The 24,796-nt window shown below is 68.2% G+C and carries 18 protein-coding genes and 1 tRNA gene; 9 read left to right on the plus strand and 10 right to left on the minus strand.

Going from position 1 to position 24,796, the window contains the following annotated elements:
• From AC1DCJ_RS19700 to AC1DCJ_RS19710, 3 genes are all read right to left on the minus strand, one after another.
• Positions 1–592 (minus strand): hypothetical protein (locus AC1DCJ_RS19700; RefSeq protein WP_478071740.1); only part of this gene is annotated, 592 nt, incomplete at its 3' end.
• A 14-nt stretch (positions 593–606) separates the two neighbouring features.
• Positions 607–1,881, minus strand: coding sequence for an N-acetylmuramoyl-L-alanine amidase (locus AC1DCJ_RS19705; RefSeq protein ID WP_478071741.1), 1,275 nt, complete (start codon positions 1,879–1,881; stop codon positions 607–609).
• A gap of 4 nt (positions 1,882–1,885) precedes the next feature.
• Positions 1,886–2,167, minus strand: a complete 282-nt coding sequence (locus AC1DCJ_RS19710; RefSeq protein ID WP_159497330.1) for a hypothetical protein — start codon at positions 2,165–2,167, stop codon at positions 1,886–1,888.
• Positions 2,168–2,216: 49 nt separating this feature from the next.
• Between AC1DCJ_RS19710 and AC1DCJ_RS19715 the strand changes: the two genes are divergently transcribed.
• Complete coding sequence (locus AC1DCJ_RS19715; protein WP_478071742.1) at positions 2,217–2,981, plus strand: hypothetical protein; 765 nt, start codon at positions 2,217–2,219, stop codon at positions 2,979–2,981.
• A 5-nt stretch (positions 2,982–2,986) separates the two neighbouring features.
• On the opposite strand, the gene AC1DCJ_RS19720 is transcribed toward AC1DCJ_RS19715, so the two are convergent.
• A tRNA-Ala gene (locus AC1DCJ_RS19720) sits at positions 2,987–3,062 on the minus strand.
• A gap of 370 nt (positions 3,063–3,432) precedes the next feature.
• Here AC1DCJ_RS19720 and AC1DCJ_RS19725 point away from each other — a divergent pair.
• The 3 genes from AC1DCJ_RS19725 to AC1DCJ_RS19735 all read left to right on the plus strand — a co-directional run bounded on the left by AC1DCJ_RS19725 (position 3,433) and on the right by AC1DCJ_RS19735 (position 9,895).
• Positions 3,433–5,982 carry a Cache 3/Cache 2 fusion domain-containing protein gene (locus AC1DCJ_RS19725; protein WP_478071743.1) on the plus strand — a complete coding sequence of 850 codons (2,550 nt, stop codon included), beginning with the start codon at positions 3,433–3,435 and terminating at the stop codon, positions 5,980–5,982.
• 289 nt (positions 5,983–6,271) lie between these two features.
• Positions 6,272–8,599 (plus strand): TonB-dependent receptor, encoded by a 2,328-nt coding sequence (locus tag AC1DCJ_RS19730; protein ID WP_141059285.1) that lies wholly within the window; start codon positions 6,272–6,274, stop codon positions 8,597–8,599.
• A gap of 162 nt (positions 8,600–8,761) precedes the next feature.
• A complete protein-coding gene (locus AC1DCJ_RS19735; RefSeq protein ID WP_478071744.1) occupies positions 8,762–9,895 on the plus strand; it encodes a hypothetical protein in 1,134 nt (377 codons plus the stop codon).
• Positions 9,896–9,940: 45 nt separating this feature from the next.
• Here AC1DCJ_RS19735 and AC1DCJ_RS19740 read toward each other — a convergent pair whose 3' ends face one another.
• The 4 genes from AC1DCJ_RS19740 to rnd form a co-directional block, all read right to left on the minus strand.
• Positions 9,941–12,007, minus strand: coding sequence for a DUF4034 domain-containing protein (locus AC1DCJ_RS19740; protein WP_448136189.1), 2,067 nt, complete (start codon positions 12,005–12,007; stop codon positions 9,941–9,943).
• 131 nt (positions 12,008–12,138) lie between these two features.
• A complete protein-coding gene (locus AC1DCJ_RS19745; protein ID WP_478071745.1) occupies positions 12,139–13,314 on the minus strand; it encodes a serine hydrolase domain-containing protein in 1,176 nt (391 codons plus the stop codon).
• Positions 13,315–13,540: 226 nt separating this feature from the next.
• Positions 13,541–14,035, minus strand: a complete 495-nt coding sequence (locus AC1DCJ_RS19750; protein ID WP_478071746.1) for a hypothetical protein — start codon at positions 14,033–14,035, stop codon at positions 13,541–13,543.
• A 138-nt stretch (positions 14,036–14,173) separates the two neighbouring features.
• Positions 14,174–15,253 (minus strand): ribonuclease D, encoded by a 1,080-nt coding sequence (rnd, locus tag AC1DCJ_RS19755; protein ID WP_313422226.1) that lies wholly within the window; start codon positions 15,251–15,253, stop codon positions 14,174–14,176.
• Positions 15,254–15,414: 161 nt separating this feature from the next.
• Here rnd and AC1DCJ_RS19760 point away from each other — a divergent pair, with 161 nt between their 5' ends.
• Both AC1DCJ_RS19760 and AC1DCJ_RS19765 read left to right on the plus strand, forming a co-directional pair.
• Positions 15,415–17,289, plus strand: a complete 1,875-nt coding sequence (locus tag AC1DCJ_RS19760; protein WP_478071751.1) for an SUMF1/EgtB/PvdO family nonheme iron enzyme — start codon at positions 15,415–15,417, stop codon at positions 17,287–17,289.
• 103 nt (positions 17,290–17,392) lie between these two features.
• Positions 17,393–18,295 carry a M48 family metallopeptidase gene (locus tag AC1DCJ_RS19765; protein ID WP_038687367.1) on the plus strand — a complete coding sequence of 301 codons (903 nt, stop codon included), beginning with the start codon at positions 17,393–17,395 and terminating at the stop codon, positions 18,293–18,295.
• A gap of 118 nt (positions 18,296–18,413) precedes the next feature.
• On the opposite strand, the gene xseA is transcribed toward AC1DCJ_RS19765, so the two are convergent.
• Positions 18,414–19,751, minus strand: a complete 1,338-nt coding sequence (gene xseA, locus AC1DCJ_RS19770; RefSeq protein ID WP_478071747.1) for an exodeoxyribonuclease VII large subunit — start codon at positions 19,749–19,751, stop codon at positions 18,414–18,416.
• Positions 19,752–19,796: 45 nt separating this feature from the next.
• On the minus strand, positions 19,797–20,885 hold the full coding sequence (gene queG, locus AC1DCJ_RS19775; RefSeq protein WP_137189971.1) for a tRNA epoxyqueuosine(34) reductase QueG: 1,089 nt from the start codon (positions 20,883–20,885) through the stop codon (positions 19,797–19,799).
• A gap of 23 nt (positions 20,886–20,908) precedes the next feature.
• On the opposite strand from queG, the gene AC1DCJ_RS19780 reads away from it, so the two are divergent.
• The 3 genes from AC1DCJ_RS19780 to AC1DCJ_RS19790 all read left to right on the plus strand — a co-directional run bounded on the left by AC1DCJ_RS19780 (position 20,909) and on the right by AC1DCJ_RS19790 (position 24,538).
• Complete coding sequence (locus AC1DCJ_RS19780) at positions 20,909–22,396, plus strand: NAD(P)H-hydrate dehydratase (protein ID WP_478071748.1); 1,488 nt, start codon at positions 20,909–20,911, stop codon at positions 22,394–22,396.
• Positions 22,393–22,875 (plus strand): tRNA (adenosine(37)-N6)-threonylcarbamoyltransferase complex ATPase subunit type 1 TsaE, encoded by a 483-nt coding sequence (gene tsaE, locus AC1DCJ_RS19785; RefSeq protein ID WP_478071749.1) that lies wholly within the window; start codon positions 22,393–22,395, stop codon positions 22,873–22,875. The genes AC1DCJ_RS19780 and tsaE overlap by 4 nt, the downstream gene beginning before the upstream one ends.
• Positions 22,876–22,957: 82 nt before the next feature.
• The gene (locus AC1DCJ_RS19790) at positions 22,958–24,538 is read left to right on the plus strand and encodes an N-acetylmuramoyl-L-alanine amidase (RefSeq protein ID WP_478071750.1); all 1,581 of its coding nucleotides are present in this window, start codon (positions 22,958–22,960) and stop codon (positions 24,536–24,538) included.
• Positions 24,539–24,796: the final 258 nt, after the last annotated feature.

Genomic DNA, 24,796 nt, shown 5'->3' on the forward strand with positions numbered 1-24,796 from the left:
TGTACAGGTAGATCAGTGTGTCCCGGGGAGGAAGCGACTCCACCTCGGCTGCCGTCAGGCCTTCGGTGTCCAGCGAAGGGAGGTCGGCCTGCCCGATGAGATGGTTGTTGTCGAAAATCTTCCAGCTGATGTTGTTGGCGTCCTCTGGGGCCTCCGGATGCATCGGAGGCTTCGCCATATCTATCAGCGATCTTGCAGAAACAATCGAATATCCGGAGTTACCCACCTTTACAAGAAACCAGCGTTCGTCAGGACTGATCTCCAAGGTCTGGATGCTCGCTCTGGGCGCTGATGACCTGACTAACTCACCCTCTATGTTGACGATTCGTGCTTGTGCAGATCCGATCGCGAGGAGTCTGAATAGTTTCGACTTCTGGACGGGCCGCGAGGTCTCACGGAGCTTTTCAGGCTGCAGTGTGTAGGGGGCAGCAAGCTGCTTCGAGCGCGCTTCGGAAGACAGTGCCACGTCGGTCGACTCTTCTACGGCGGCTGCTACCGCAAGCGACGGCAAGGTGCAGGCTATAAGAACTGCATAGATCAGGCTGGGGTACCGCAGTGCCAGGCGGAGTGGGGACGGAAAATGGAGATGCATGCCTCAAATTTCCTTCATTGGTTGCGCCTCAGATCTTCGAGTAATGCAGCTGCGATGGCGTCGCATATATCCTGTCGGACCTGCTCGTATCCATCGGTGATGCTCAGGAGCTTGTCTACATCCTCGTGGTCGATGAATTCGACCTCCAGCAGCGCAGCGCGAAGCGGGTGGTACAAAGCAGTGTTTCCAAGTTGAGGGTCACTCAAGACCGCAAGCTGCCTTTCGGACTTTACACCGCGATTTCTGGCGCCAGCATCATGGGCGAGGATGGCACCGTAAGTCGCATCGTTGACTCTTTCCGCGAGTGCCGTGTCTTCGGCGAAGTTGACATTGTCTCTGCGCGGGCGGACCAATGTCTCCGTGCCTCTGGCGATCCCATTGGCTCCGTTGAAGTGGATGCTGAGTAGTATGTCGGCGCCGTTATCGCGGCCTACATTCGCGCGGTCTGTTCCGGGCTTGTTTTCATCGTCAGGCCTCGTGAGATGAATTCGCAAATTCCTGTTTTCATTGGTGCGTAATGTGCGAAGTGCGCGAGATGTGCGCAATCCGAACTCCAGTGTCAGCTGCTTCTCAAGAACGCCGCTCGTGTGTGATGTTGCATTGTTGGCTGAAGATCCGTCTTCATTCGCTGTACCCCCATGCCCCGGGTCAATGACAATGATCCCCGGCACCTCAACATCAATCACATCCACCGCAGCTGGCGACCCTTCAAGTTGCACACTGATGCGAGCGGCATTGAATGCGACCGGTGCCAGGTTGACGCGGATTGCGGTATGCCCCGTCTCATCCACCGTAGTCGTGGCGCATTCCTGACTGAGGCGGGTGAATCCCACCGCGCTCAGTTCATCCGGCGCAGTAAAGCGGTCACGCTGTTCGGCAACGGCATGCGCCCAACTCCCTCGGAAAGCCGGATCAAGGGCGGGTTGACCTTCCTCGCCCGGCGGCACGAATAGCGGCGCCATGGACCATGTCACTGTCTTGCCCTGATGGTGGTTGTCCGGGCGGCCCTCGCTCCAGACACGGATCTTCAGCTCGCGATGGGCAATGCGGTTGGTATGCGGGGCCACCTTGACCATCGGGTGTTTGTACGGGATGGCATGGGGCTCGGTCGAGCCCTCTACGGGGCGCTCATCTTCATCCAGGATCTGCGGGGCCAGCGCAACAGGATCCAGATGGAGGACGTCGCGCGGCCTGTCGATCCGCACCTCCTTGCGCACCTTGTTGGAGACCGGTGACGTCGAAGAACTGGCGATAGTGCGATACAGGATGCGTGCGGCAGTGATGACCATGACGTCAGCTCTCCTGCAATTGCAGCGATAGCGCTTGGGCGGCGGCGGAGTTCACGACATGCGTGAGGCCGAGCCTATCGGTAACGCCAGACAGAACGTTTCCATCTTCAAGCAGGATGCGATAGGCAATATTGGGTAACGGCTCGCCGGTTGTCTTGTCCTTCAGAACGAAGGCTTCATCGAACAGCGCTGCCCGGTTGTCCGGCAGCGATGCAAGCTGCGCGGGCAGCCGTTCGCCGGCCAGAAACGGATGCTGGCTGGCCTTGATGATGAAGTTTCCCGGCATGACGTAGTTCCTTTACTTGCGATGCGCTGTGCGTGGAGTCTTGTCTGCCATGACGCTGATTATTGCGGCCGATGTGCAAGACCATCTGATCCTTGCCGGGGATCATTGCGCCGTGCTGTCACGGGGGTCAAATGCGACAGAACACGTGATTATTCGCAATTATCAGAAAATCTATTCCTGGAAGTACGGGGCTATTGCGGGCTCCGGCGACGTCGTGCTGATGGTGGTTTTTCTGCGCCTGTTTCTGCTCCATGAGCGCCAGAATGCGCGTGTGGATGTGCTGCAGATCGCCAGCGAGGCAAAGGCCGCGCGTATTCGCGCAGGTAGTCCGCCTGGTGAGTGTGTAGGGAACATCTTCTTTACATCGCCCGCATCTGATGGGTTCCAGATGCATGGCCTGTACATCGGCGAGCACAGGATCCGGTTGGAAACCGTCGACCCGATCAGTACGTGCTTCTCGATGCAGGAACAGCGATCACCGGACCGGACCGCATGCAACGCGTTCAACGGCCGCTTGAGACCGGCGCTGTTCTTCAGCGACACCCGCGCGTTCGATACGCACCATCTTGACCTTCTGCGCCGCTTCTTCGAGTGCCAAAGCGCGATGGATGATCGCGTGACCTGCTCCTTCGACGTCATGTTTCTCGACAAGCGCACCGGTGTCGGCAGGTTCTGGACGGCACCGGACGGGATGGGGCTGCGGGTCTCACTCGGGGGTGAACTGGAGTCTGCCGGTGAAGGGACCGGTCCAACGAAAAAGGCCGGAAGCCCTGTTTTGCAGGTATTCCGGCCTTTCGAAGCCCTATCGGGCTGAATAAGTGGTGGAGCCAAGGAGGATCGAACTCCTGACCTCGTCGATGCGAACGACGCGCTCTCCCAGCTGAGCTATGGCCCCACGGATGGTACAGACCGCGTGGGCGTTGCCTCGCGATGCACCTAGTCTAGCGCCGTGAATGGGCCGCTGCCAAGGGGCGGCGGCGCTGGCACGTGCGCAATGCGGCGCGCGCGGTGGGCGATGTGCGGCAGGCGTGCCATCTGGCGTCTTCAGTCTGCGCAGGTGGCTCCGCTCTCGGCCGACACCACCGTTTCTGAACGCAGCTCGGGGTTTGTGAAGACTTGTCACGATCCAATACAAGCAAAAACAAGGACTTGGCGTTTTGCCCTAGTACGAAAGGACTAGCCCGGAAAAGGTAAAGAGGACCAAAAAGGGTGCCGATAAGAAGTGTGACGAACATCCCACACTTTTTCCCTTCCGAGTACCAACGATGACGACCCGTGCCGCCACCGTTTTCTCCTCCTCCATCGGCGCGCGTCTCGCGCTGCTGATGGGCCTGATCACTGCCGTTGCCTTCGTCCTGCTGGCGGCGCTGATCTACCGCCAGGTTGCCCACAGCTACGAACAGCGCGTGCAGGCCGGCCTACAGTCGTCCACCGCATTGATGCGTGATTCGGTCGAGCTGTACGACCGCAGCCTCAGTGACAGCACCGAACGCATGGCCGGCACCTTCCGCGCGCTGTTGCCTGATGGCGAGGCCAGCCTGGATGCCGCCGCGCCGGTCACCGTGGGCGAGCGCCAGGTGCCGACGCTGCGCCTGGGCACGCAGGCGATCAATCTGCAGGAATCGGCGGTGGACCGCTTCGCCGCCGCCACCGGCGGCGTGGCCACCGTGTTCGTGCGCGAAGGCGACGACTTCGTGCGCGTGTCCACCTCGCTGCGCAACGCCGAGGGCGCCCGCGCGCTGGGCACCGCGCTGGACCACGCCAACCCGGCGTACGCCTCGCTGTTGAAAGGCGGGCGTTATACCGGCCCCGCGCGGTTGTTCGGGGTGGACTACATGACCCACTACACGCCGATCACCAACGCGGCCGGCGAGGTGGTGGGGATCGCGTTCGTGGGGCAGAACTATTCCGACGGCCTGGCCGCATTGAAGGCGCGCCTGCGCACCGCGCAGCTGGGCAAGCAGGGTCATTTCCTGGCCGTGGATACCCGGCCAGGCGAGCGCTTCGGCAGCCTGATCGCGGCACCGTCGGCCGAGGGCGAGCTGTTGGCCACGCAGGTGGACGCGGCGGACCTGCCCGCGCTGGAGGCGTTGTTGGCTGGCCAGGCCGAGCAGGCCACGCTGCACCTGCGCACCGCGGCCGATGGCCCGGCGCAGGCCTATTTCGTGTCGGCCCAGGCGTATGGCCCCTGGAAGTGGGCGGTGCTGGGGCTGGAGCCAGTGTCGGTGCTGCAGAGCGTGCTGCACCGGCTGATGCTGGACATCGCGCTGGTCGCCGGGTTCGGGCTGCTGGCGGTGATCGTGGCGCTGCTGGTGGTGGTGCGGCGCATGCTGAGCGTGCCGCTGGCGCAGGCCGGGCAGGTGGCGCGTGATGTCGCTGCCGGTCGCCTGGACCGGACCATCGTAGTCCAGCGCCAGGACGAGGTGGGTCAGCTGATGGGTGCGCTGGCGCAGATGCAGGGCAAGCTGCGCGAGATCATCGATGCGCAGAACGACATGAGCCAGCGCCATGCCGACGGCGCGATCAGCCACCGTATCGATGCCGGCCGCTTCGAGGGCGAGTTCGGCACCATGGTGAGCGGTACCAATGCGCTGGTCGATGCCCACATCAGCACCAAGTTGCGCATGGTCGCGCTGGTCCGGGCCTACGCCGACGGCGACCTGTCCGAGGCGATGGAAGCGCTGCCCGGCGAGAAGGCGCGCATCACCGAGGCGGTCAACGGGGTGCGCGGTCGCCTGCAGGCGATCAACGGCGAGATCAAGCGGCTGGTCGCGGCGGCGGCGGACGGCGATTTCAGCGTGCGCGGCGACGCCGATGCCTACCAGCACGACTTCCGCGTGATGGTCGAGGGCCTCAATACCCTGATGGTCACCGCCGACCACAACCTGGCGGCGCTGTCGGGGCTGCTGCGCGCGCTGGCCGACGGTGACCTGCGCGGGCGCATCGAGGGCGAGTTCCAGGGCGTGTTCGCCACCATGCGCGATGACGCCAATGCGACCGTGGCGCAGCTGACCGCCATCGTCGGTGACATCCAGCAGGCCGCGGTGTCGGTGTCCACCGCCTCGGCGGAGATCGCCGCCGGCAACGAAGACCTGTCGCGCCGCACCGAACAGCAGGCGGCCAGCCTGGAGGAATCGGCCGCGTCGCTGGAGGAGCTGACCGCGGCGGTGAAGCAGAACGCCGACCATGCCCGCCGAGCCGACCGGCTGGCCGCCGAGGCCGCCCAGGTGGCGGCGCAGGGCGGTGCCGCCGTGGCGCAGGTGGTGCAGACCATGGCCGGCATCCAGGGGGCGTCGGTGCGTATCGCCGACATCACCACGGTGATCGACGGAATCGCCTTCCAGACCAACATCCTGGCGTTGAACGCGGCGGTGGAAGCGGCGCGGGCGGGCGAAGAAGGGCGCGGGTTTGCCGTGGTCGCCTCCGAAGTGCGCGCGCTGGCGCAGCGTTCGGCCCAGGCCGCGCGCGAGATCAAGGGGCTGATCGAGGCCTCCAGCACCCAGGTGGCCGAGGGCAGCCAGCTGGCCCACCAAGCCGGGCAGACGCTGCAGCGGGTGGTGGCGTCGGTGGGTGAGCTGGGCGGGCTGATCGAGGAAATCGCCAGCGCCAGCCAGGAGCAGGCCGCCGGCATCGAGCAGGTCAACCAGGGCATCGTGCAGATGGACGGGGTGACCCAGCAGAACGCGGCGCTGGTGGAAGAAGCCTCGGCAGCGGCCCGGGCGTTGAACGCGCAATCGGCCGACCTGCAGCACACGGTGGGCCGTTTCCAGCTGGCCGCCCCGGCGGCCGCCGTGCGCCGTCCGGCCGCGGCCTGAGCCTGCCTGGCGGCGCGCGCAGCCCCGGCCGCGCGCGCCGCTGACCAGATCCGGCACAGCGTCAAGCCTACCGGCCACTGCGCCGAGCGGGCATAATCCGCGCCAGAATTCCCGGCGGCTCAGCCAGCAGACCAGGGTAGGGGATGGACGGCCGTCCCCCGCATCGCCCTGCAACCAGCCTGCAACATCCACGCAATACCGTGCCCCATCGCTGTGAAGACAGCGGTGCCGATGTTGTTCATCCGCGTGTACCCCACGCTACCCGATCTGTACTCCCCGAGACCCCTGCATGCCTGCCTTCCGCACCACCTCCGCGTCGCTGTCGTCCCGTCATTCCACCGCGCTGCCGCGCCGCCATGCACTGGCGCTGGCCTGCGCCACCGCCTCGCTGTTCGGCCTGGCCGGCACCGCGATGGCACAGGACGCGTCGCCGACCTCGCTGGACACCATCACCGTCAACGCCGACCACCGCGAGCGCAACCTGCAGGAAGTGCCGGTGTCGGTGGGCGTGGTGCAGGGCGAGCAGATCCGCGACTACACGGCCGGCGGCGATGACACCCTGCTGGCGCTGTCGGGCAAGGTGCCCAGCTTCTACGCCGAAACCACCACCGGGCGCATCTTCCCGCGCTTCTACATCCGTGGCCTGGGCAACATCGACTTCTACCTGGGTGCCTCGCAGCCGGTGTCGATCATCCAGGACGACGTGGTGCTGGAGCACGTGGTGCTGAAGTCCAACCCGGTCTATGACGTGGACCAGATCGAAGTGTTGCGCGGTCCGCAGGGCACGCTGTTCGGCCGCAACACCACCGCCGGCATCGTCAAGTTCGACACCATCAAGCCCAGCCAGGAATCCAGCGGCCGCGTGCAGGCCAGCTATGGCAGCTTCGGCAGCGTGGCCATCGACGGCGGCGTGGGCGGTGCGATCAACGACATCGCCTCGTTCCGCGTCTCGGCGCTGTACCAGCACCGCGATGACTACGTCGACAACACCTACACCGGCCCCAGCGCCGATGGCACCGTGGCCCCGCGCAAGAACGCGATGGGCGGCTTCGACGACCGCAACGTGCGCGCCCAGCTGCTGCTGCAGCCGACCGACAACTTCTCGCTGCTGGCCTCGGCCCACGCGCGCGACTACGACGGCACCTCGACCCTGTTCCTGCGTGGCGCGATCACCAAGGGCTCCAACAAGACCGACGTGGCGCGTGACCGCGTGGCCTACGACGAAGCCGACAACAACCCGCAGTCCTACAAGACCTACGGCGGTTCGGTGAAGGCCGTCTACGATTTCGGCGACCTGTCGCTGACCTCTATCACCGCCTACGAAACCACCTCCGGCTACAGCCGCGGCGACACCGATGGCGGCGCGGCGGTGAACTTCCCGGTCAACGGCCTGCCCAACGGCTATGGCCAGTCGATGGGCCAGATCCGCGACCTGGACCAGTGGACCCAGGAAGTGCGCCTGGCCAATGGCGATGACAACCGCCTGAAGTGGCAGGTGGGCGCGTTCTACTTCGACGGCCGCGACACCACCGATTTCTACCAGCGCGCCTGGTTCCTGCAGGGCAACGCACGCAACCCGAACAACTGGGTGCGCCTGCGCAACGTCAACACCTCCTGGGCCGGCTTCGGCCAGGTCAGCTATGACGTGACCGACAAGTTCACCCTGACCGCCGGCGTGCGCCAGACCCGCGACGAGAAGCACACCCGCCTGCTCAAGACCGCCGACACCGCCGCCGGCGTGGTGACCTACAAGGGTCGCACCGACGTGGAAATGGCCGACACCACCCCGAGCTGGGACGTGAGCGCGATGTACGCGTTCAATCCGCAGTTCAGCGTGTATGCGCGCGTGGCCCGTGGCTTCCGTGGCCCGACCATCCAGGGCCGTTCGGCGGTGTTCAACGCCGACTTCACCACCGCCGATTCGGAAACCATCCTGTCCTGGGAAGCGGGCATCAAGAGCAGCCTGTGGGACAACCGCCTGCGCGTGAACGCGGCCGCGTTCACCTACGTGGTCAACGACATCCAGCTCAACGGCAACGATTCGGACGGCAACGGCGTGCTGTTCAACGCCGACAAGGCCAAGGCCTACGGCCTGGAAGCGGACATGCAGCTGCGCCCGATTCCGAACCTGAGCCTGAGCGCCGGCGTGAGCCTGCTGCACAGCGAGATCCAGGACGACCGCGTGTACGCCCAGGTCTGCGCCCTGAACGGCGCGGTGGTGTGCACCGTGAACGACCCGACCATCAAGGTTGGTGCCAACACGTTCGCCCAGATCAACGGCAACCCGCTGCCGAACGCGCCGAAGTACAACATCAACCTGGCCGCGCGCTACGACGTGCCGGTCAACGACAGCGATGTGTTCTTCGTCTCCACCGACTGGAACAAGCAGGGCTACACCAGCTTCGTGCTGTACGACTCGGCCGAGTTCAACTCCAAGGGCAGCTTCGAAGGCGGCCTGAAGCTGGGCTATTCGGGCAACTACGGCGCGTGGGAAGTGGCCCTGTTCGCGCGCAACATCACCAATGAGAAGAACCTCAAGGGTGTGATCGAGAACTACATGGCGGCGGTGTACAACGAACCGCGCACCGTGGGCGTTTCGCTCAACATGAACTGGTAAGGTCGGCTGCATCGGCGGCGCGTTCGCGCGCTGCCGACGCTGCCGCTGAGGTAGTCCCACAACGCCCTGCCCATGCAGGGCGTTGTGCGTTGCGTGCTATGGTCCCCGGCCCGCATCGGACGCGCGGTTGCCCGATGCCCCACGTTGAAAGGGACCTTGACGATGCTCCGGCAGCTTTACACGACCTACTCCGATCCCGCCGCGGCCAGGACGCTGGTGGCCACCTGCAAGGCCGCAGTGGTGCAGTGGCGCTGGGCCACCGAGTCGATGGCGTTCGCCACGCCGTTCCTGCAGGAGAAGCAGGGCGGTCCCAAAGCGCGGTGGGTCACCGATGACAAGGCGGACCCCGCCAGGCACGTACGCCATGGCTTCGATGCGCAGGGGCGGGTAGTGATCGAATGCGGAACGCGCGGCACGATCACGGCGTGGCTGCATGCGCCCGGTGTGCGCCACAGTCTGTCGTTTGACGACGGCGACATCGCATCGGGCTGGGAGTGGCGCGAGCACAACGGCAAGCTGCAGGGGCTGGACCTGATCACCGATGATCGCGGTTTCAACGAGACCTACCATTGGGAAGGCGACCAGTTGCAGCGGGTGGTGATCGAAAACTGGTCCCAGCGCGAGCCCACCTGGTGGTGCCAGAACGTCTACACCTACAACGACGCCGGCCAGCTCGACACGATCGTGCTGGAGTATCTGGATGCCAAGGGGCGCCGCAACGGCAAAAGCCGGTTGGAGTACCAGCGCCCGCGTCCGGGCGAAACCTTGGCCACGGTGACCGCCGAGGTGGAGCGGTTGCTGATCGAGGCGGTCAGCGCGCAGCTGCCACGCATTCCCGCCGGAGATCCGCTGTACTGCCTGCTGCTGTGTTTCACCGCCGAGGACACCCCCGCGGCCTGGCCGCCGTTCCTGGTGTGGGGCCGGCAGCCGTATCGCCAGGCCGTGCTGGACCGTGGCGATGACGAAGCGCGGTATTACCTGTGGGCGCCCGACGAGATCCGCGACGTGCAGGGCGATAGCGAGGAGCATTGGTTTACCGAGCCGGCACTGACCGAGGCCTGCCAACGCCACAGCCAGTACATGGAGCTGCGCCAAAGCACTGCCTCGGCCACGCGCGTGCTCAAGAACGTGGCGGCGTGGCTGGATGCCCCCGAACGCCGCGCCCTGCTCACCACCACCGACGACTTCGTGGTGGCGGTGGCCGACAACAGCGGCAACATCGATCCGTTGCCGGGCCTGCGCAAGGCGATCGGCCCGGAACGCTGGGCCGTGCTGAAAGCGCGCGGCTGCGTCTGATCCCTCGCCCCCAGGTAGAGCCGACCGTTGGTCGGCTTCCCCGTCTCAGACCGGCTGGATGTCGTGCCGGTCCGGCACGGCATGCTGGCCGAAGGTGAGCTGCCAGCTGCGCAGGTCCACCTTGTCGCGGTCGCGGGCCTGTTGGCGCGTGGCGCGGCTGGCGCCAAACAGCTTGCCCTGGCCGTCGATCAGCGGACGCATGCGCAGCACGTCGGCATTGTCCGGCTCGGCCTCCGCGGCGCGCTCAAGCCATACCTTGGCCAGGAAGGCGTTGGCAGGCACGCCGTTGCCGAAGTGGAAGACATCGGCCAGGAAGCCGGCCGCCCACGCCTGGGTCGCGCTGTCGCCGCGCCACCACAGCGGCCCGAGCAGGTCGAACACCGCTTCCTGCTTGTCGGCGTCATCCTCGCCCTGGTACAGCAGCACCGCCAGATTCTTGTGCGCCGGCCGCCACACCCGGTCGTGGGGCGCGGCTTCATCGACGCAGCGGCGGTAGAGCGCGCGGGACTGCTGCTGGAGGGCCGGCTCGGGGTTCTGCTCGAAGGCCTGGCCCAGCTGCCACGCGCGGTTGTAGATCACCACCAGGTCGCCGGCGGCGATCGCACGCTCGGTCCACGCGCTTTCCTGCACCGGATCGATGAAGGCAGGGAAGTCCTGGCCGCCGACACGCCCGCGGTACAGATCGACCAGCGTGGCCATCGACCGGGGATCCCCGGCGGCGCCCAGGTCGAGCAGCATCTGCAGGCCCGCCGGGGCGGACACCGCGCAGAACAGGTTGGCCGCCACGGTGGAGAGGTCGACGTCTTCCTCGGGGGCCATCGCCTGCGCCCCGCGCAGGTGCCGGGTGGCCAGCGCGGCGTCGACACTGAAGCCGAACAGGCCGGATTGGCGGCCCGCGGCAAGCCACGCCAGCGCATGCGCGCTGTCGGTCCAGTCTTCGACACTGGCCAGCACCTGCGAAAACAGCGTGTCGGCGCCGTCGACGTGGGCAAACAGCGCGCAGGCTTCCAGCACGGTCAAGCCTTCTTCGATCACGCAGGCCGGGTCCAGCGCGAAGGCCTCGGCCAGGCAGTCATGCGCATGCGCCATCCGCACCGGGTCCCAGTGCACCTGGTTCTCCTGCGGTTCGTCGCGGCCCAGGTGGTAGTCCAGCATCGCCCACCAGCACAGCACCAGGGCCCGCGTCGACGCATCCAGGTGCAGGTCGAGCAGCGCGGCGTAGGCCTGGTCGTACTGGGCTACGTCGTCGGCATTGTCGGCATCCGGCTGGAACCCGAGCCAGTCGCGTTCCTTCAACACGCGCAGGCGGTTGCGCTGGGGCAGCATCAACCGGGCGGCGTCGGCGCCGTCGATGAAGTGCTGCATCAGCGCATGGCTGCCGCCCCAGCGCGGGTACAGGTAGTACAGGTAGGTTTCCAGCGCGTCGGTGTCGTTGGCACGGATCGCCAGGGCCTGCTGCAGCCAGTAATCGGCGGCGTACTCGAACGCTTCTTCGCTGCGCCCGGCCAGCAGCGGCGGCAGGGCGGGCAGGGCCTCCAGCGGGCGCCCATACGGCGCCAACAACGCTACGGCGGCCGCAAATCCATCCGGATCCTGGTGCTGCTGCGCGTTGTACAGATCGGCACGGCCACCGCGCTGCAGCTGCTGCAGCCAACGCGGCTCGCCCAGGTAGCACGACATCCGCAGCATCCTGCCCAGCACGAAGGCCGGGCGCGGGTGCCGTGCAATGGTGTGCAGCCAGGCGGCCAGTGCGTGGTCGCGGGCGAGGCCGGCCGCGTCCCATTGCACCTGGCGGATGGTTTCAATGGTTTCGCTGGAACGGATGCGCCCGCAGGCGCGATCCCACAGCGCACCCAGCACGGCCCAAGGGTGCGGGCTGTGCGGCTGTTGCGCACACCACTTTCGCGCCTGCTCAAGCCGGGTGGGCAGATCCTGCGCAGGATCAAGCAGGGTGGCCAGCAGCCAGCCGTATCCGAAGCGCGTAGTGCTGCCGTCGAGCCACTGCTGTTCCACCTCGTCCAGCAGCCGGTCGACGTCATCGAAGCGGTGTTGGTGCAGGGCATCGCGCGCGTTGCGACGTAGGGTCAGCGCGTCGTGGGGGGAATGCGCCATGGGGAACAGCGTCCTTGCAGAGAATCGGACGCGCATTCTAGGCAATCTGCTGCCTGCCGTGACGGCCTTCCGTGACTGTCTTCCGTGATACAGGCAACGACGCCCTGCGCGTACAGGGCGTCGTGGGTGGACTACTTCGCGGCCGGGGGGGCGGCAGGCGCCAGTTCGGCGAACAGGCCACCGAGCAGGCCCATGCTGGCCTTGTCGGCGCCCATGTCCTCGGCGGCGTTGGCAATGGCGATCACGCCGCTGTTCTGCCCGGGGAACAGCACCACCCAGGCCAGCCAGTTGCCATCCGAACCGCCATGCACCAGCACCGGGCCCTGGCGGCCGGCGATGGACGGCTGCACGCCCCAATCCAGTCCGGACGGACTGCCCGGCTGCGCGGTCTGCATCAGCGCATACGACGCCGGGGTCAGCAGCTTGCCCTGGCCGCGGCTACCGGCCAGCTGGTCGATGGCAAACAGCGCCAGGTCCTGCAGGCGCATGTGCAGGTTGCCTGCCGCGGTGTAGATCGGCGGTACGCCATCGTCGGCCTTGGTCGGTGCGCGGGTTACCGGCACGCCGGCGCGGTGGCCCAGCAGTTGCCCGGCCGGCGGTGTGCCGAACCCGGCCCCGGTCATGCCCAGGGGCTGGAACACCTCGCGCTGGATCAGCGTTTCCACCGGCGCGCCGGCCGCCCGTTCGGCGATCACCGCCGCGACCAGGAAGCCGCTGTTGCTGTAGGCGAATTCGGTGCCCGGCGGATGCACCGGTGCTTCGGACAGGGCGGCCTTGATGTAGGCCTCGCGTTGCACGGGCAGGGCGCGGGTGTCGGTGAAGAACGCATCCAGCGCGGCGCCGTCGGTGAGGTTCTCCGGCAGGCCGGCGCGGTGCGACAGCAGTTGCACCAGCGTGACATCGCGGTAGGCCGGCTGCATCTGCGCGGCCAGATCGGGCAGCATCGCCGACAACGGCGCATCCCACTTCAGCACGCCCTGTTCGACCAGCCGCGCGATCATCGCCACGGTGATCGGCTTGCCGGTGGAGCCGATCATCCAGGCATCGTTGTTGGTTGCGGCGGTCTTGGCGTCGTTTCGACGCACGCCGCTGACTGCCTGTTCGGGGACCTTGCCGTCGCGGATCACCAGCACGCCCATGGCCGGCGTGGCGGTGCCCTGCATCGCCTGCGCGATGCGTGCCTGCAGGTCGTCGGCGGCGCTGGCACTGGCGGCAACGCACAGCAATGACAGGCCCAGCCACCGGCGCAGGCCGCGCACGGTGCGGTGGGAGGAAGCTGCGGTCCGTCGGGCGGTGATCGTATGCATGGAAGTCCTTTGCGCAGCAGCGTGGGCAGCACCTGCGCCACTGGCGCGGTCCTGCGGGATGCGACGTCCACCGGCACCCTGCACAGGCGTGGCAGGCGGCGTGCAGTTCACTCTTGCATGCGCTGAACCGCTGCGGATGTGTCTGCAGTCACGCCCGGAATCGCGCGGTGCGCGCGCTGTTGTCCGCCGTACAGAATCGCGCGGTGCCTGCGGTGCAGCGCTGGGGTCAAGGTGCTGTCGGCGCGGTGCAGTAACGCGAGCCGCGGTGCGATACAGGCACGTGCCAGCGTTCGTTGCCGGCGTCATCGTCGCCCTGGTAGATCGCAATACGGTTGTCGGCATCGTGGTGCAGGGTGGGGCTGACGCCGTGGTAGCGCTGCGTACCGTCGGGAAGGACGACGCGGACCTCGCCGCCGCAGACGAAATTGGCGCCGACCTCGGGATGCAATGCCGCGCACGCCATGCGCGATGGCTCGACCACCACCCGGCCGGCCGATGGCGATGCGAGCGCACCGCTATCGATCAGTTCGCAGAAGTAGTCGGACGTGACCGCGCGGATATCCGCCTGCGAGGGCATCCAGGGCGGGCAACTGTCGGGGTCGGGTTGGCAACTGCTGGCCGGCGCGGCGTCGTCGCGCAACGCCGATGCGTCGGCAAGCGCCGGGAGCAGCGCGGCTGCCAGCGGCACCAGCAGCAGCCATCGGGACAGAATCTGGATCATGCACGCCACCGGGGCAAGGGGGCGGCAAGTGTAGGGCGACACACGCCCTGCGTGCGCCACGGGCATCTCACTGCAGGCGGTAGCGGGGCGCACAGCCCCGATACCGCGTCGCATGCGGCCCGGCGGGCGGCGGTGCGTTCAAGCGGTAGGCAGCAACGGTGCCAGCACCGGCTCCAGCTGCGCGCGACGCCAGCCTGCCAGCGCCGGGGGCCACTGGCGGCTTTCCAGGTAGCTTTCCAGATGCTTGCGCGAGGCCAGCACGCCGTCGGGCAAGCCCAGTTCGGCGGTGCGTGCGCTGACCGCATCCTGCAGCCGCTTCAGGGCCTGCTTGTTGCTGTCGGTGCCGGGCAAGGCGAGCGGTGCGTCGGCTTCGTCGTCCAGCGGGGTGGTCAATGCCTCCCAGACCGGGGTGAGCAGCTTGCGCGGGGCTTTCGGGAAGCCTTCCATCAGCTTGTCCAGCGCGGCGACATCAGCCGGCGGGGTGCGCGCGAGCAGGGCGGCCAGTTCGTTGTCCAGGATCCAGCTGCGCGGCTTGTCGCTGATGCGCGCCTGCACATCGCGCCAGCGCAGCAGACGCAGCAGACGCATCTGTGCCGCGGCGTCCATGAACTGCGCCGAGCGCATCGCCACGTGCGGCCAGCGTTCTTCGTCGTGCTCGACGCTGGCCAGCAGGCGTTCGGCGTCGTCCTGCAGCCACTGCCGGCGGTCCAGCTCGCCGAGCTTGGCGTCGATCGCATCGTGGATCGCGAACAGGTACTCCACGTCATCGGCGGCGTATTCCAGCTGCGCCTCCGACAGCGGACGGCGCATCCAGTCCGAGCGCGTCTCGCCCTTGGCCAGGGTCACCCCGGTGATCGCGTTGACCAGCTTCTGGTAGCCCATGCCGCCGCCGATGCCGGCCAGCGCCGCGCCGATCTGGGTATCGAACAGCGGCCGCGGCAGCACGCCGCAGGCGACCTTGAAGGTCACCAGGTCTTCGCTGGCGCTGTGCATGATCTTCAGGATGCTGGTGTCGGCCAGCCACGTGGCCAAGGCCTCGTTCATGCCGGGAATCAGCGGGTCGATCAGCAGGATCTCCTCGCCAACGGCCATCTGCACCAGGGCCAGCTGCGGCCAGTAGGTGCGTTCGCGGATGAATTCGGTGTCCAGCCCGATGCGGGTGGGGCGCTGGCGGTAGCGCTCGTCCAGTTCCGCCGGGGTTTTGATCCAATAAGCCACGTGGGTTCCGTCTACTGCAGGGGGTGCACAGGGGGAGCAGGATAACGCGCCGTGGTCGGCCTGCGCGCCGGTATCATGAACCTGTCACCGCGTGGCGGCAGGCGTGGCTTGCCTCACCCGGTCGGATTCAGCAATGCTCGTGCCTGGCTGCAAGGAACCTGATTGTGCGCACTTCTGTCCTTCCCGCGTCGCTGTTGGCCGGTGTGCTGGTCGCCCTGGCCGCATGCTCGGCCGATGCACCGTCGCCGCCCGCGGCGGTGGCCAAGCCGGCTGCGCGTGCCCAGCCGGCCGCTGCGGCGCCGGCTGCGCAGGTCACCATCGGGGGCGAGGACGCGGCCGAGACCGTGCAGCGTTGGCAGCCGCCCGCGGTGGAGATTGCCGACGACGGCGTTGCGGCGGCGCGGCGCCAGGCCGCGCAGGCCTTCGAGCAGGGCCGGCTGTACGAGGACGCGCAGGCGGCGGTTCCGCTCTGGCTGGCGCTGCTGCAGCGCGACGCCAAGGACCGCCAGGCCGTGGCCGGGCTGAAGCGCGCACGCCAGCAGCTGCTGGACGATGCCAACGCGTTGCTGGTCCGGCCGTTGAAACAGCGCGAGGCCGTGGCGCAGGCCAGCGACATGGCCCTGGTGCTGCTGACCATCGCCCCCGACGACCCGCGGGTTCGCCAACTGCAGTCGCGGGTGGAAATGGCGCAGCGGGTGATCGCCTACAACCGCGCCGGCGAAGAGGATCTGCGCGCCGGCCGGATCGGGGAAGACGGCGACGGCGCCATCCCCAACTTCCGTGAGGCGCTGGCGCTCAATCCCGACGACGCCCGCGCCCGCCAGGGCCTGGCCGCCGCCGAAAGCGGTTTGATCGGCCGTGCGGAAACCGCCGCGCGTGCCAGCGATTTCGCCACGGCGGGAACCTGGTTGGCCGAGGCGGCCAAGGTGCGCGATTCGTCGATCACCATCGCCGATGCGTTCGAGCGCATCGAGCGCATCCGTGCCGATACCCTGACCCGCCTGCGTGACGAAGGCCTGCGCGACCTGGCCACGCCACAGGGGCTGAAGGCGGCGCGTGAGAAGCTTGAAGACGCGCTGCGCATGGCCTTGCCCGGCGACCCGGTAGTGGGGCAGCTGCGTGAACGCATCGAGCTGGTCACCCACTACGGCAGTTTCCGCCCGCGCCAGGTGTTCAGCGACGCCTTGCGCGATGGAGGCCGTGGCCCGCAGATGATCGTGGTGCCGCATGGCGGCTTCCAGATGGGCGCCGGGGACGCCGAGCTGGGCGCCAGCGATGCGGAGAAACCCTCGCATTACGTGCGTTTCGAGCGCGGGTTCGCGCTGTCGATCACCGAAGTCACCGTCGCCGATTTCCGCCGCTACGTGCAGGCAAGCAACGCCCGTCCGCGCGCGACGCGGCGTGGCCACTCGATCGTGTACGACGAACGCAGCGGCAACTTCGTGCGGCACAGTGGGGTGGACTGGCAATCGGACTACAACGGCGCCCCGGCGCTGGCCAATTCGCCGGTGATGCACGTCAGCGTGCGCGACGCCGAGCACTACGCGATCTGGCTGTCCGAACAGACCGGGCGCTCGTACCGGCTGCCCAGCGAGGCCGAGTTCGAATACGTGTTGCGCGCCGGCAGCAGTGGCCGCTACCCGTGGGGCGATGCGGGCACGCCGCCTGCGCGCTCGGGCAACTTCACCGGTGCCGAGGACGTCTCGCCGTCGGGTCGGCGCTGGTACAACGCGTTCGTCGGCTATGGCGACGGCTGGTGGGGCCCGGCGCCGGTGGCCAGCTTCGAACCCAATGCCTGGGGCGTGCACGATGTGGCCGGTAATCTCAGCGAGTGGGTGGCCGATTGCTGGCATGCCAGCTACCGGCGCGCACCGGCCGATGGCGCGGCGTGGTTCAACCCGGGCTGCCGGCAGCGGGTGATCCGCGGCGGCAACTGGGCCAACGCCCCCGAACAGACCCGCGCGGCCTGGCGGCAGTCGCAGGATTCGGACACCACCAGCGCCCGGATCGGGTTCCGCCTGGTGCGCGGTATCTGACCGGCGACGGCATCGACCCGGCACTCACGTCAAATCCCGCCGCAGCCACTAAGATGACGCCGTGCCGGCCAGGGTGGCGTCGGTCCAGCGAGGAACCTGCACCATGCGCAACGATCCATTCGGCGGCCAGCAACAGGGCCGCGCCCGGCGTCCCGGCCTGTTTGGCAACATCCGTTGGTGGGTGCTGCTGGCCTTCGCCGGGTATGCCGCCTTCTACTGGTTTTCCAACCGGGCGGTGGACCCTTACACCGGGGAAAGCGTGCTCATCGACAGCGCGCTGGACGCCAACCAGGAAAAGGCCCTCGGGCTGCAGGCCTACCAGGAAATCCTGGCGCAGGAACGGCCGGTGGATCCCAACGCGCAGGTATCGCGCGACGTGCGTGCGATCGCCCAGCGCCTGATTGCCAAGGTGGACGTGGTGGAAACCGCGTTGGCCGAAGAGCACGGGCTGAAGCCGGCGCATTTCTCGCGCGACTTCGAGTGGGAAGTCAACGTGATCCAGTCCGAACAGGCCAACGCGTTCTGCCTGCCCGGCGGCAAGATGGCCGTGTACACCGGGCTGATTCCGGTGGCACGCACGGTGGACGCGATGGCCGTGGTGATGGGCCACGAGATCGCCCATGCGCTGCTGCGCCATGGTGCCCAGCGCATGGCCCAGCAGAAGCTGACCCAGATCGGCCAGATGGCCGGCGCCGCCAGCGGCATGGACCCGCAGCAGCAACAGATGATGATGTCGGCGATGGGCTACGGCTACCTGCTGCCGTATGCGCGCAGCCACGAAACCCAGGCCGATGAAGTGGGCCTGATGCTCGCCGCCGCCGCGTGCTTCGATCCGCGTGAGGCGGTGCCGCTGTGGGAACGCATGGGCCAGGCCAGCGGCGGCCAGGCGCCGCCGGAGTTTTCCTCGACGCACCCCAACCCGGGCACCCGCATCCAGAACCTGCAGGCGTTGATGCCCAAGGCGATGGAATACCGGCAGAAGTTCTGCGAAAGCGCGGGCGGGTGAGGGCGCGGCAACCGTTGGAAAGCGTAATTGGCGCACCGAGGACGTAGCGCCGGGCTCTGCCCGGCTTCCGTCAGGTCGTGGTGATCATTGATCGCGTGCAGCCGGGCAGAGCCCGGCTCTACGGGGTTTGCTTTACTACGACGTTGATCGCGCCGTCCTGTACGCGTGCGGTGAGCGCGTCGCCGGGGCGCACCTGCAGCGGCGAGCGCACCAGACTGCCGTCTTCGTCGCGGGTGAGGATGCTGTAGCCGCGTGCCACCGTGGCCAGCGGGCTCACTGCTTCCATCGAACGTGCCAGGCCGCGCAGGTGCAGCTGGTCGCGTTGCAGCTGGCGCCCGATGGCCGCGTCGGCGCGTGGCATCAACCGGTCCAGCCGCTCGCGCAGCGCATCCAGGCGGCGCTGCGGGTGGCCGTTGCGCAGAACCACGGCGGCATGCCGCAGCTGCGCCTGCCGGCGTTCCTGCTGCTGCCGCCACACCGCGTCCAGGCGTCGGCCCAGGTCCTGCTGGCGCCGCTGCAGCAATTGCAGGCGGGCCTGCGGACCCTGGGCATTCAAGCGCAGCAGCGCGCGGTCGGCGCGCTGCATGGCCTGGCCCAGGCCGTGGCGCTGCAGCTGCACCATGCGCGCGGCCAGCCGGCGCACCTGCAACTGCAGGTCGCGCTGGTCGGGCACCAGCAGTTCGGCGGCCACCGAGGGCGTGGGCGCGCGCAGGTCGGCGGCGAAATCGGCCAGGCTGAAGTCGGTTTCGTGGCCCACCGCAGACACCACCGGGGTGCTGCTGGCCGCAATCGCGCGGGCCAGGTGCTCGTCGTTGAACGCCCACAGGTCTTCCAGCGAGCCACCGCCGCGGGTCAGCAGGATCACGTCGTAGCGGCCGCTGGCATCGGCCGCGCGCAGCAGCGCGGTGATCTGCGCGGCGGCACTGTCGCCCTGCACCAGGCTGGGCAGCAGGTCCACTTCCAGCAGCGGGTAGCGGCGTTCAAGCACGCTGAGCACGTCGCGCACCGCCGCGCCGGTGGGCGAGGTGATCACCGCCAGCCGGCGGACATGCGCCGGCATCGGCCGCTTGCGCTCGGCGGCGAACAGGCCCTCGGCCTCCAGCCGTGCCTTGAGCTGCTCATACGCGCGGCGCAGCGCGCCTTCGCCGGCTTCTTCCATGTGGTCCAGCACCAGCTGGTACTCGCCACGCGCTTCGTACAGGGTTAGCCGGCCACGGGCGAGCACGCGCATGCCATCGCGCGGGACGAACTTCAGCCACTGGCTCTTGGGCTTGAACAACGCCGCGCGGATCTGCGCACGTGCGTCCTTCAGGGTGAAGTACATGTGCCCCGATGCCGGGCGTGTCACGCTGCCCAGCTCGGCTTCCACCCAGATCAGCGGGAAGGCGCCTTCCAGCAGGTCGCGGGCCAGGATGTTGAGCTGGCTGGGCGTGAGGATCTGCGCGCTGCGGTCCATGGACAGGTCAAACGGTACGAACGGGCGCCCATGGTCGCACAAGCGTCATGCGCCGGGGTTCCGCGCGGCGTGCTGCTGCAGGGCCCAGGCAACGTGCTCGCGCACGATCGGCGAGGCATGTGCGCGGCGCGCGTCCAGCGCCGCCAGCGTCTGCGCACTGGTGGGCGCATTGCCCAGCGCCACGGCGATGTTGCGCAACCAGCGCTCGTGGCCGCTGCGCCGGATCGGGCTGCCTTCGGTGCGGCGCAGGAATTCGTCTTCTTCCCAGGCAAACAACTGCGCCAGCGAGGCGGTATCCAGATCGTTGCGGGCGCGGAAGTCCGGCTCGTCGGTGCGCCGCGCGAACTTGTTCCAGGGGCACACCAGCTGGCAGTCGTCACAGCCGTAGATGCGGTTGCCCATCAACGGCCGCATGTCTTCGGGAATGGCGCCGTCGTGTTCGATGGTCAGGTAGGAAATACAGCGCCGCGCATCCAGCCGTTGCGGGCCGATGATGGCCTGGGTGGGGCACACATCGATGCAGCGCGTGCAGGTGCCGCAGTGCGCGGTGGCCGGCGTGTCCACCGGCAGGGGCAGGTCGATGTAGATCTCGCCCAGGAAGAACCAGGAGCCGCCTTGCTTGTCGATCAGGCAGGTGTGCTTGCCGATCCAGCCCAGCCCGGCATTGCGTGCCAGGGCGCGCTCCAGCACCGGCGCCGAATCGACGAACACCCGGTAGCCAAACGCACCGATCTCGGCGGCGATCGCATCGGCGAACTTCTGCAGGCGGTTGCGCATGAGCTTGTGGTAATCGCGGCCCAGCGCGTACCGCGCCACGTAGGCGCGGTCGCCGTCGTGCAGGGTGTCCCACGCCTGCGCGTCGTCCTTGTGGCCGTAGTCCATGCCCACCGAGATCACCCGCACGGTGCCGGGCAACAACTCGGCCGGGCGCGCGCGCATCGTGCCGTGCCGGGCCATCCAGTCCATGGTGCCGTACAGGCCCTTGCCCAACCAGTCGGCCAGGTGCGCTTCGTCCTCGCCCAGCTCGATGCCGGACACGCCGCAGCGCTGGAAGCCATGCGCGCGCGCGATCTCGCGCACGCGCTCGGTGGCGCGGGCCAGGTTGACGGGGGCGGGGAGGGGCACAGCAGACATGGGGGGAAGTATAGAATCCCGGCATGCCCAAGCTTGCTGAACTGTTCGATATACCTGCTGCGCGCCAGATCGATGCGCGTGCCAGCGCCCTGCTAGGCGATGGCGGTGCCGCGCTGATGGACCAGGCCGGGCAGGCCGCCTGGCAGTGCCTGCTGGAGCAATGGCCGCAGGCGCAGCGCCTGTGTGTGGTGGTGGGGCCCGGCAACAACGGCGGCGACGGCTATGTGCTGGCCCGGTTGGCCCGGCAGGCCGGGCGCGCCGTGCACGTGCTGCGCCTGGCCACCGATGCCGCGGCCACCGCGCTGGCTCAGGCGGCCCTGCAGGCCTGGCAGGACGAGGGCGGGGAGGTGGCCGTGTTTGCCGGTGCACTGCCCCCCGCCGATGTGGTGGTGGATGCGCTGTACGGGCTGGGCCTGAACCGAGCGCCGGCCGGCGAGGCGGCGGCGCTGATCGAGGCCATCAACCAGGCCGGCGTGCCGGTCCTGGCGCTGGACGTGCCCAGCGGCGTGGACGCCAACACCGGCGCCGTGCCGGGCAGCGCGGTCCGCGCCAGCGTGACCCTGCAGTTCATCGTCTGCCACCAGGGCCTGTATACCGGCGCCGCGCTGGAACACGTGGGGGCGCGGCGGTTGGCACCGCTGCAGCTGCCGGACGGCGCAGACGCGCAGGTGTCGGCCAGTGGGGTGCCATGGCAGGCGCCCCGGCTGGCCGGGCTGCTGCCGGCGCGGCGCGCCAATACCCATAAGGGCGAATCCGGCCACGTGCTGTGCGTGGGCGGCAACCGCGGCAGCGGGGGCGCGGTGATGCTTGCCAGCGAGGCCGCATTGCGTGCCGGCGCCGGGCTGGTCAGCGTGGCCACCCAGGCGCTGCACGTGGCCCCGCTGCTGGCCCGCCTGCCCGAGGCCATGGCGCACGCGGTGGAAGACGCGCAGGACCTGCAGGCCCTGCTGGCGCGGGCCGGCGTGATCGCGATCGGGCCGGGCCTGGGCCAGGACGATTGGGCGCGCGAGCTGTGGCGGCAGGTGCTGGGCAGCGGCACGCCGCTGGTGGTCGATGCCGACGCGCTGAACCTGCTGGCCGCCGCGCCGCAGCCGCTGCACGACGCCATCCTGACCCCGCATCCGGGCGAGGCGGCGCGCCTGCTCGGGGTGGACACGGCCACGATCCAGGCCGACCGTTTCGCCGCTGCGCAGGCCCTGGCCGAGCGCTTCGGCGCGGTGGTGGTGCTCAAGGGCGCCGGCAGCATCATCGCCGCCCCCGGTCAGCTGCCGCGGGTGATCGCGGCGGGCAACCCGGGCATGGCCGTGGGCGGCATGGGCGATCTGTTGACCGGCATCATCGCTGCGTTGCGCGCACAGGGGCTGGATGCCTTCGATGCGGCCAGCAGTGGTGCACTGCTGCATGGGCTGGCCGGCGATGCCGCCGCCAGCGACGGCCAGCGTGGCCTGCTCCCCACCGACCTGCTGGTGCCGCTGCGCCGGCTGGTGAATCCGGAACCTCGACCCGCATGATCACGTTTTTCCTGGCCCAGACCGACGACACCGACCTGCTTGGGCAGTGGCTGGCCGCGACCCGTCCGCCGCAGGCGGTGATGCAGCTGCAGGGCGACCTCGGCGCGGGCAAGTCGACGCTGGCGCGTGCGCTGCTGCGCGCGCTGGGCGTGCAGGGCGCCATCCGCAGCCCCACCTACACGCTGGTGGAGCGCTATCCGCTGGACGACGGGCACGAAGCCTGGCACCTGGACCTGTACCGCATCGGCCAGGCCGATGAGCTGGATTTCCTGGGGCTGGACGAGGGCAGTGCCTCGCTGTGGCTGATCGAATGGCCCGAGCGCGGCGCGGGCGCGCTGCCACCCACCGACCTGATCGTGGCGCTGGAAATCGAAGGGCAGGGACGCCGTGTGCGTCTCAATGCGACAAGCGACGCGGGTCGTGAATGGCTTGCCCGGTTGCCACAAGGGGGCGACTTGCAGGCCCTTTCTGTCGGCTGACACTAGGAAACACCGGCAGGTTACGGATTATTAAGGGAAAAGGAGTTGCATTTCATTCAGGGCGGTGATTGAATCTTGACCCATGCCAATGGGGAAACCACTCACCGCCATCTGTGCCGCCGTCGGACTCTGTCTGGCGAGCGCCCTGGCGTGGGCCGGTGAAGTGCGTCAGGTGGGTCTGGAGACCGGTGCCACCGGCACCCGCGCGGAAATCGCCCTGTCCGGCAGCGGTGGCTACAAGACCCTGAGTTTGGCCGGCCCGAACCGTCTGGTGGTGGATTTCCCGGACTCCAGCGCGGTCCGCAACCTCAAGCTGCCAGCGCCCAAGGGCGTGGTCACCGCCGTGCGCACCGGTCAGCCGGTGCCCGGCACGTTCCGGGTGGTGTTCGACCTGGCCGAATCGGTTGCGCCGTTCCGGCCGCAGATGGTCAAGCAGGGCGACGAATCGCGGCTGGTCATCGAATGGCCGGGCGATGCGCCGGCCAGTGTTGCCAGCGCGCCCGCCCCCGCACCTGCACCCGCACAAACCCCGACGCCCGCACCCGCCCCGGCCGGTACGGTCGCGGGCGCCGTGCCGCCGGCACAGACCGCCGCCAACGCAGCGCAGGCGCGCAGCGATGCGGCGCGTGCCACCGCACTGCTCACCGCCTCGGTGCGCCAGCAGGCCAGCGCCACGGCCGCCACGCCGGTGCCGACCCCCACGCCACCGGCCGCTGCCGCCGTGAACGTGGCGGCCGCCGGCAACGCCAATGCGGCCAGCAACTCGGCCACCCCGGCGGCGATCCTGGCCGGCCAAGCCACCGCCGCGGTGGTGCCTGCGCCGACGCCGGTGGTGGTGCCTGCCGAGCCGCCGCGCCCGGTGATGCCCAGCGAAATGTCGCGGATCAAGATGCGCCCGGGCATGCGCCCGCTGGTCGTGGCGATCGATCCCGGCCACGGTGGCCAGGATCCCGGTGCGGTAGGTCCCACCGGCAAGCGGGAAAAAGACATCACCCTGGCAGTGGCGCGCGAACTGGCGCGCCAGGTCAATGCCACGCCCGGCCTGAAAGCCTTCCTGACCCGCGACACCGACGTCTTCATTCCGCTGCCGATGCGCGCGCAGAAGGCACGTTCGGCGAAGGCCGACATCTTCATTTCGATCCACGCCGACGCGGCTGAAAACCGCGCCGCCACCGGTTCGTCGGTGTACGTGCTGTCGACCAAGGGCGCCTCGTCCCAGCGTGCGCGCTGGCTGGCCGACAAGGAAAACGCCGCCGATCTGGTCGGTGGCGTGCGCCTGCAGCAGACCGAAGGCACCTTGGCCAACGTGCTGCTGGACCTGGCCCAGAGCGGGTACATGAAGGCGTCTGAAGATGCGGCCGGCCACGTGCTGGGCGGGCTCAAGCGCATCGGCAAGAACCACAAGCCCAACATCGAACGTGCCAACTTCGCGGTGCTGCGCACCTCGGACATGCCGGCGATGCTGGTCGAAACCGCCTTCATCTCCAATCCCGATGAAGAGCGTCGCCTGATCGACCCGGCCTACCAGCGCCAGATCGCCGGTGCGGTGCTCGACGGCGTGCACACCTTCTTCAGCCGCCAACCGCCGCCGGGCACGCTCTACGCCGCCCGCGCCGAAGCCGAGATCCAGGCCGCCAGCACGGTAGCCGGCGGCAGCAAATAATCCGCAACGCGGATTATTTGCGGGTAGAGCCGACCGTTGGTCGGCTGGCCCTACACGTAACCTATCCGGTAATCCGCCCGGCCCAATGAATCGGGTAGAGCCGACCGTTGGTCGGCTATCGCGCGAAGCGCGCCCGCGTTCGGTTCCGTAACCGCGTGGCCCCATCGCAGAGCAGCCGACCAACGGTCGGCTCTACCGGGKCTGGGTCCRGTCCGSGGCGACGATCGCCACCACGTAGAGCCGACCGTTGGTCGGCTA

The organism is Stenotrophomonas sp. 10N36 (assembly GCF_056395005.1).